This window comes from Bacillus sp. AFS059628 (assembly GCF_002571225.1).
Taxonomy (GTDB): Bacteria; Bacillota; Bacilli; order Bacillales; family Bacillaceae_G; genus Bacillus_A.
Genome location: NZ_NVEC01000068.1, coordinates 23,768 through 30,784, shown reverse-complemented (window position 1 = coordinate 30,784; position 7,017 = coordinate 23,768). Strand labels below are relative to the sequence as shown.

At 37.7% G+C, this 7,017-nt stretch carries 9 protein-coding genes; 5 read left to right on the top strand and 4 right to left on the bottom strand.

Features of this window, described 5'->3' with window-relative positions; genetic code table 11:
• The first annotated feature begins 183 nt into the window (after nt 1–183).
• Nucleotides 184–1,572 (top strand): peptidase G2 autoproteolytic cleavage domain-containing protein, encoded by a 1,389-nt coding sequence (locus tag COL05_RS22795; RefSeq protein ID WP_098670243.1) that lies wholly within the window; start codon nt 184–186, stop codon nt 1,570–1,572.
• A gap of 48 nt (nt 1,573–1,620) precedes the next feature.
• Here the strand turns inward: COL05_RS22795 and COL05_RS22790 are convergent, their stop codons facing one another.
• The 4 genes from COL05_RS22790 to COL05_RS22775 are packed head-to-tail and all read right to left on the bottom strand — an operon-like array spanning nt 1,621 to nt 4,386.
• Nucleotides 1,621–2,514 (bottom strand): RluA family pseudouridine synthase, encoded by an 894-nt coding sequence (locus tag COL05_RS22790; protein WP_098670242.1) that lies wholly within the window; start codon nt 2,512–2,514, stop codon nt 1,621–1,623.
• A gap of 15 nt (nt 2,515–2,529) precedes the next feature.
• Complete coding sequence (locus COL05_RS22785; protein WP_000673182.1) at nt 2,530–3,327, bottom strand: NAD kinase; 798 nt, start codon at nt 3,325–3,327, stop codon at nt 2,530–2,532.
• A gap of 18 nt (nt 3,328–3,345) precedes the next feature.
• Nucleotides 3,346–3,984, bottom strand: a complete 639-nt coding sequence (gene yjbM / locus COL05_RS22780; RefSeq protein ID WP_001081489.1) for a GTP diphosphokinase — start codon at nt 3,982–3,984, stop codon at nt 3,346–3,348.
• A 30-nt stretch (nt 3,985–4,014) separates the two neighbouring features.
• Nucleotides 4,015–4,386: a UPF0738 family protein gene (locus COL05_RS22775; RefSeq protein WP_098670241.1), complete on the bottom strand. Its 372-nt coding sequence runs from the start codon at nt 4,384–4,386 to the stop codon at nt 4,015–4,017.
• 144 nt (nt 4,387–4,530) lie between these two features.
• Here COL05_RS22775 and COL05_RS22770 point away from each other — a divergent pair, with 144 nt between their 5' ends.
• From COL05_RS22770 to COL05_RS31500, 4 genes are all read left to right on the top strand, one after another.
• Nucleotides 4,531–5,109 (top strand): CYTH domain-containing protein, encoded by a 579-nt coding sequence (locus tag COL05_RS22770; RefSeq protein WP_098670240.1) that lies wholly within the window; start codon nt 4,531–4,533, stop codon nt 5,107–5,109.
• Between the two features lie 181 nt (nt 5,110–5,290).
• The gene (locus COL05_RS22765; protein WP_000043381.1) at nt 5,291–5,689 is read left to right on the top strand and encodes a globin domain-containing protein; all 399 of its coding nucleotides are present in this window, start codon (nt 5,291–5,293) and stop codon (nt 5,687–5,689) included.
• Nucleotides 5,689–6,582, top strand: coding sequence for a ClpXP adapter SpxH family protein (locus COL05_RS22760; protein ID WP_098670239.1), 894 nt, complete (start codon nt 5,689–5,691; stop codon nt 6,580–6,582). Before COL05_RS22765 ends, COL05_RS22760 begins: the two co-directional genes overlap by 1 nt.
• 229 nt (nt 6,583–6,811) lie before the next feature.
• Nucleotides 6,812–6,985: a hypothetical protein gene (locus tag COL05_RS31500; protein ID WP_098670238.1), complete on the top strand. Its 174-nt coding sequence runs from the start codon at nt 6,812–6,814 to the stop codon at nt 6,983–6,985.
• Nucleotides 6,986–7,017 lie beyond the last annotated feature (32 nt).

The following is a 7,017-nucleotide window of genomic DNA, read 5'->3' as shown; positions in this document are numbered from 1 at the left end:
CCAATCGGACTTTAATGGGCAGCCCGCCCCCCACCTAAATTCTTTGATTTCGCTGAATTTTAAGGTGGGGATCTTACTGCCCATTAAAGCGGGATAAAAACTGCTTAAAGTCATTAAAAAAAGATGCAATAAAGTGCATCTTTTTTTAATGACACGGCATATACTGTCGCAGGAGGTGACAGAATGAAGAAAAAATCTTCTAAACAAAAAAGAAAATGCCCGCCTTTTTATCTACCCATGTACGGAATTAACAACTGGTGTAGCATTCGAGCTGCAGCTGTAGAAGAACTGGAAGGACAAGAGGCATCCCCCAAAAACAAAGCTAGACCAAAATATGTCTCTTTAGAAAATGCTGTAATGAGCCGCATAATTGATAATAGAAAAGCAAAGAGGCAGCAAAAAAATAAACCTCTCTCTACTCACACTGAACAGATTGTGCCTTCTGAGCAAACAGAGAAGAATACAGAAGAAAATATTCCTGTAGCAATAAATAAAAAAGCGGAATCAGAAATTCCAGCCGCTATTATAAATCAAGTAAAAAAAATAAAAGAAGCACTAGCACCATCAGGTAATATACAAACAGAAAAGACTATCATAATTCAACCCCCTACACCTGAAAATACAAAGGTAAAAAAAGGGGGGCGGTATGCACATGCAGAGGGGCTTCACTCTCATGCAGAGGGTACAGTTTCACATGCAGAAGGGCTCCTGACACATGCGAAAGGTTCTTTCTCTCATGCAGAAGGATCAAAAACAAAAGCAACTGGACATAGTTCCCATAGTGAAGGAAGTGAAACGACAGCAGGTGGCGCTTATTCTCATGCGGAAGGTAAACATACAATCGCTTTAGGCGAAGCAGCTCATGCAGAAGGAACCGCGACTATCGCTAACGGATTTTCTTCTCATGCGGAAGGTAATCATACATCAACAGCTCATTTTGCAGGTAGCCATATTATGGGGCGGTTCGGTACAGCAGAAGAATCTTATTCTTGGTTTATTGCAAACGGCACAAATGAAACCGATCATAATATCGGTGCAAAGTGGCTCGCTCATAATGGTGAAATGTACATTGATGGCGCTTCTTACAATGCAAGCGGAACTGATTTTGCACAAATGTTTGAAACAGCAGACAATACCCTTATTGATGTAGGTTATTTCGTTACATTTAGTAGCGAAGAAAAAATTCGAATCGCTACTTCAAACGATTCATTCATCTTAGGAATATCTAGCGCCACCCCCGCTCTTATAGGAAATAGCGGTGCTTTAAGTTGGCAAAAACGCTACAAAACAGATAACTTTGGAAAACGTCAATATGTACGCACGGAATCGCAAGACATACAACCTCTTTTAAATACAGAATGGGATCCTGCTTGCAAATATATAGCAAGAAAAGATCGTAACGAGTGGCTTCCTGTCGGATTAATTGGACAAATGTTAGTACGTGATGACGGTACTTGCGAAACGCATGGATATTGTCGTCCAAACAACGATGGCATTGCTACAAAATCCGAAAGTGGCTTTTTCGTTATAAAGCGCACGGGTGAAAACCAAATTTTAATATTATTCCGCTAAGAAAAAAGGGAACAAAATTCTTCGTTACATAAGAATTTTGTTCCCTTTTTAAGTATGTCTTAATACCGCTTGCATATCGCTTGGAATCGGTGTAGTGAAAGACATTTCTTTCTCTAAAATAGGATGATAAAACGTCAAGGATGTACTGTGAAGCGCTTGTCGTTTCATTTCATCTCTTTTTCCACCATATAAATTATCGCCAAGTAGCGGATGTCCTATGTGCGCCATATGTACACGAATCTGATGTGTTCTTCCTGTATCGAGCTCAAGTGATACATGCGTCTTATGATTGGCGCTATCAATCACTCTAAAATGAGTAACTGCTCTTTGCCCCTCCTCACAAACGGTTCGCTCAATAATACTATCCGATTTTCGTCCAATCGGTGCATCAATCGTTCCTTCTCGTTCTATCATTTCACCATGAACGATTGCTTCATACGTTCTTTTCACAGCTTTTTGTTGATGCTGTTTCGATAAAAGATGATGCACGAAACGATTTTTTGCAATCAGCATAAGCCCTGAAGTATCACGATCTAGCCTCGTTACGATGTGCACTGTACTTGCAAGATGCTGCTGATCATAATGAGATAAGAGCGCATTCGCAACACTTCCTGCCGGATGTTCTCTAGACGGAATCGTTGACATGTTTGCCTCTTTGTTTATGACAAGAACTGCATCATCTTCATATACGATACATAAAGGAATATCTTCTGCACTCATCCCTTCACTTCTTTCCTCTACTGGAAAAAAGACATGTAATTCTTCACCAGCTTGCAACTGATGACGAACGCTCGCATGTTGACCATTTACTTCTATAGCTCCGCCATGAAACTTTATATCCGTTAATGCGGCTTTAGAAATCCCTTTTGTTTTTAAGAATTCTCTAACTAAAGTTCCCTCTTGGGCCGATTCTATATCCCATTTCAATGTAAATCTGTTCAAATATATAAACCCTTTCTATTTATCTGCAACAAACGAGTCACGAACTCGTTTCCAGAACGGGAATGGACGGAAACGAACAAATCGTACTTTTTCGTTTGCAACGCGATACTGAATTGATTTCACATCTTGATGAACCATCGTTAAATGATCCACCGTAATTTGTAAGTTCATTCCTGCAGCCGGCTTCAACACACATGTATGATGTTTCGGCAATACGAGCGGCGAACCTACCGTACGAAACACACGGTTATTAATAGATGCCATTTCTGCAATTTGAATCGCTTCAATAGAAGGGTGAATAATCGCTCCACCAAGCGCCTTATTATACGCAGTGCTTCCCGAAGGAGTAGAAATACAAAGGCCATCCCCGCGGAACGTTTCAAAGTACTCTCCGCGTATTTCCACTTCTGTTACTAATGTACCTTCTGCACTTTTTACAGTCGCTTCATTCATCGCTAAATACTGCGACTCTTTACTGCCATTCACATAGCGAATAATCACTTCTAAAAGCGGATATTCCACCACTTGGAATGGTGTTTTAGCAATTGCAATTACTAATTTCTCTACTTCTGTCGGTAACCAATCTGCATAGAAACCTAAATGCCCTGTATGTACACCAACAAATGCCGTTTCAGCCAATCGATCATAATAACGATGAAATGCATATAAAAGCGTTCCATCTCCCCCAACAGAAATTACAATATCGGGTTCCTTTTCATCCATTATAAATCCGAAATCTAGCAAGTATTCTTTCATCGTGCTTGCCAGTGCATCTGATGATTGATCTCCCTTTGACATAATTGTAAATTTCATCGCCCAACACCCTTTAGTTTATGATTCGGAATCTTTCGTTTCTTGCTTTCTTGAAAAAGCTTTCTGCGCTTCTTGAATTTCAAGACGGATAGAAGACATTTCTTCATCTAATAAAAATGCTGCTTCCGCTGCGCGTTGCAAACGTATTTTAATATCTTCAGGAAAACGTCCACTATATTTATAATTTAAAGAATGCTCAATTGTTGCCCAAAAATTCATTGCTAGCGTGCGTATTTGGATTTCTACCAATACTTTTTGTTCACCCTGAATCGTTTGAACAGGGTAACTAATGACAACGTGATAAGAACGATAACCGCTATCTTTCTTCTGCGTGACATAATCACGTTCTTCCACGATTTCAAAGTCATTTCGTTTTCGAAGATATTCTACAACAGGCTTAATCTCATCAACAAATTGACACATCATTCGAAGGCCCGCGATATCTTGCATATCTTCTCTCAGCCGGTTCAGCGGTACATTTCTCTTCTCCGCTTTATCAATAATACTTGGAACCGATTTTACCCTTCCTGTTACAAACTCAATTGGAGAATGCTCTGTTAACATTGTAAATTGAGTACGCATTCCTTTTAGTTTCACTTTCAGCTCTGCCACCGCTTGGTGGTAAGGTGCTAAAAATTCTTCCCAATTTCGATTCATTTCAACCACCACCAAAATCAATCCATTTGCTTATAGAAATACTTTTTCTACAGCAGTTACTAGTTCTTCTCCGTAATTTGCATTACCTTCAATATTTTCAACTAAATATTCTACTTCTTCTTTTAATCCTTCTAATTCCATTTCAATTTCATTCACACGAACGAACATAACCACATTGTTATTCATCGCTTCATGCATTGCTTCCCAGCATGTGTGCGGAATACTTACATAAATGAAAGATGATTCGTTTTCTAAGATATATAAAAATGATAAATTGTCTGAGTCTACAAGTACATGATTACGTGCACTTAACTCCTTTACCTCTATTTCACTATTTTCCGCACAAAAAATAAGAGCATTCTCTCTCTTTTCTACGCTCTTAACTTGAATTTTATTTTGCATGCTCTAACTCCTCCATCTCAACTTCCTGTCTTACTTAACAGTATTATTGTATCATAACATGGACGCAAACAAATAAAACATTGAACCAAATTTGTGAAAAAGCGATAATGTGTAAAGAATTATTTTTCAAAAGGAGCGCATACAATGTCACAGGAAATCGAAATTGAATTTAAAAATATTGTTACAGAAGAAGAATTCAATACATTATGTAAATCATTCTCTATTGAAGTATTTACGAAACAGGTAAATCACTACTTTGAAACACCGAATTTCTCGTTAAAAGAAGTTGGCTCTGCACTTCGTATTCGTCATAAAGGAGAAACTTATACATTAACATTGAAACAACCTGCAGAGGTTGGTTTGTTAGAAACACATCAAGTCGTAACAGAAGAAGAAGCAAAAATGATGATGGCGACAAACGTAATCATTCCAGGGGCTGTAACGGATCAACTACACAAATTACAAATTCCTGTTTCTGCTTTAACTTATATGGGTAGTTTAACAACTGAAAGAGCTGAAACGTTATTTGAAGGCGGAACACTTGTCTTTGATCATAGTTTCTATTACAATCACGATGATTATGAAATTGAATTTGAAGTGCAAGATGAAGAAACAGGCAAAGCTGCCTTTATTCATTTATTAAAGCAACACGACATACCAATCCGTCATACAAATAATAAAGTAAAACGCTTTTTCCTTGCCAAACAAAACAAAGCACGCTAAAGTGAAAATTCCACTAGTGAATACGTTCTACTAGTGGATACATCTCACTTTTTAAAAACGAAAAGATTCTTTTACATCTGTAGAATACGCAAAGGACGTTATGAAGGCTATTTATTTGCCCTCTCTAACATTCCATTGCTACAATAGATATACATTTCATGGAAAAAGGAGTTTATAAAGGATGAGCAAGCAACCGATGACACCATTTGAGGCAATTGGCGGTGAACAATGCATTGCAATATTAGTAGATACATTTTATTCCTATGTCAGTAAGCACCCTGACCTATCTCCCATCTTCCCGGATGATTTAACAGAAACCGCTAGGAAGCAGAAACAATTTTTAACACAATATTTAGGTGGTCCTAATTTGTACACTGAAGAACATGGTCATCCTATGTTAAGAGCACGCCATCTCCCGTTTGAGATTACGCCAAAACGAGCAGAGGCTTGGCTATCATGTATGGAGCAAGCAATGGATGACACAGGAGTGCACGGTCATATAAGAGAGTTCGTTTTTGAACGTTTAGCATTAACTGCTCAGCATATGGTTAATACTCCAAACGAAACAGGTGAAATATAATGGATAAACAGGAAGCAAAGCATATCAATATGCCATCTCCTTCCGCATGTGAGCATAAGTCTGTAGAAGCATATTTATTTATTGATCCACTTTGTAAAGATTGCTGGGAAATTGAGCCCTTTATTATTAAACTATGGCTTGAATACGGGAAATACTTCTCTATTCGTCATATCGTAACAGGAAAAGTGGACGGAACGAACGCTTCCTCACACAAATGGAATAAACCTGCTAATATTCGATTTGTGTGGGAAAAGACAACAAGTTTACAAGGGTTTTCATGTGATGGAAAGGTACATATGCAAGAAGCATCGTCAACACCATATTTAGTTTCGATGGCAATTAAGGCAGCGGAGTTGCAGGGCCGAAAAGCAGGTTCGAAGTTTTTGCGAAAACTCCAAGAATACATTTTCCTTGAAAATGTATCAAATCCTGATTGTGAATTATTACTTGCATGTGCAAAAGATAGCGCTATTGATGTAGAAGAATTTAAAAAAGACCTCTATTCCGCTAGCGCAAAAAAGGCATTCCAATGTGACTTAAAATTCACAAATGAGATGCATATTACAGAAATACCTTCTCTCGTATTTTTTCATGCGAATTCAGATGAAGAAGGTATTAAAATCGCTGGAACGTATTCCTATGATGTATACGTACAATTATTAAAAGAACTTGTAAAATGTGAAATCGAGCCAGAACCATTACCACCTTTAGAAGTGTTACTAGAAGCGACGCAATTTATCTCTTCAAAAGAAGTAGCATTTATATATGACTGCCCGCAGCAAGAAATCGAGCGTGAACTAAAAAAATTACAACTGAAACGAAAAGTACAAATGATTGACGTAAAATGTGAGCGTTATTGGAAATGGATAGCAAAAGAAGAAGACCTGGTGTAAACACCAGGTCTTCTTCTTTACGGCTTATAAAAATATTAAAGGGGATGGGAGAAATTTTCACGTTCAAACAAAGGGGTATATGTTTGTATGTGAATTCGTTCACGCTTATTATATTACAAGATTCGACGTCAGATGACAACCCCTTTTGTCGAATTTCACACTTTTGTCACATTCTAAACGTTTTCATTTCTGAATAAGCTATAAAAAAGCTATTTGGGAGGTGTTTTGTATGAAAAAAACGTATATTTTATTAATCATTCTAGCTGTCATCATTTCTTTTTTCTTGTACCTCCTCTCTCTACTACAAGCTTTTCCTAAAATGATTGCTTTCCCTCTTTTATTCGGAGTCATTGTCATTGCTCTCTCTTATTTCAACCATAAAAAACGATTTAAAGGATTTTAATGAACTGTAAAACTGCCTTCTACTTTAGAAAA

What these genes read in the sequence shown, in the direction of transcription:
- COL05_RS22785 (WP_000673182.1), bottom strand. Translation starts at nt 3,327, where the DNA reads ATGAAATTTACAATTATGTCAAAGGGAGATCAATCATCAGATGCACTG.
- COL05_RS22795 (WP_098670243.1), top strand. Translation starts at nt 184, where the DNA reads ATGAAGAAAAAATCTTCTAAACAAAAAAGAAAATGCCCGCCTTTTTAT.
- COL05_RS22770 (WP_098670240.1), top strand. Translation starts at nt 4,531, where the DNA reads ATGTCACAGGAAATCGAAATTGAATTTAAAAATATTGTTACAGAAGAA.
- COL05_RS22775 (WP_098670241.1), bottom strand. Translation starts at nt 4,386, where the DNA reads ATGCAAAATAAAATTCAAGTTAAGAGCGTAGAAAAGAGAGAGAATGCT.
- COL05_RS31500 (WP_098670238.1), top strand. Translation starts at nt 6,812, where the DNA reads ATGAAAAAAACGTATATTTTATTAATCATTCTAGCTGTCATCATTTCT.
- yjbM (WP_001081489.1), bottom strand. Translation starts at nt 3,984, where the DNA reads ATGAATCGAAATTGGGAAGAATTTTTAGCACCTTACCACCAAGCGGTG.
- COL05_RS22760 (WP_098670239.1), top strand. Translation starts at nt 5,689, where the DNA reads ATGGATAAACAGGAAGCAAAGCATATCAATATGCCATCTCCTTCCGCA.
- COL05_RS22765 (WP_000043381.1), top strand. Translation starts at nt 5,291, where the DNA reads ATGAGCAAGCAACCGATGACACCATTTGAGGCAATTGGCGGTGAACAA.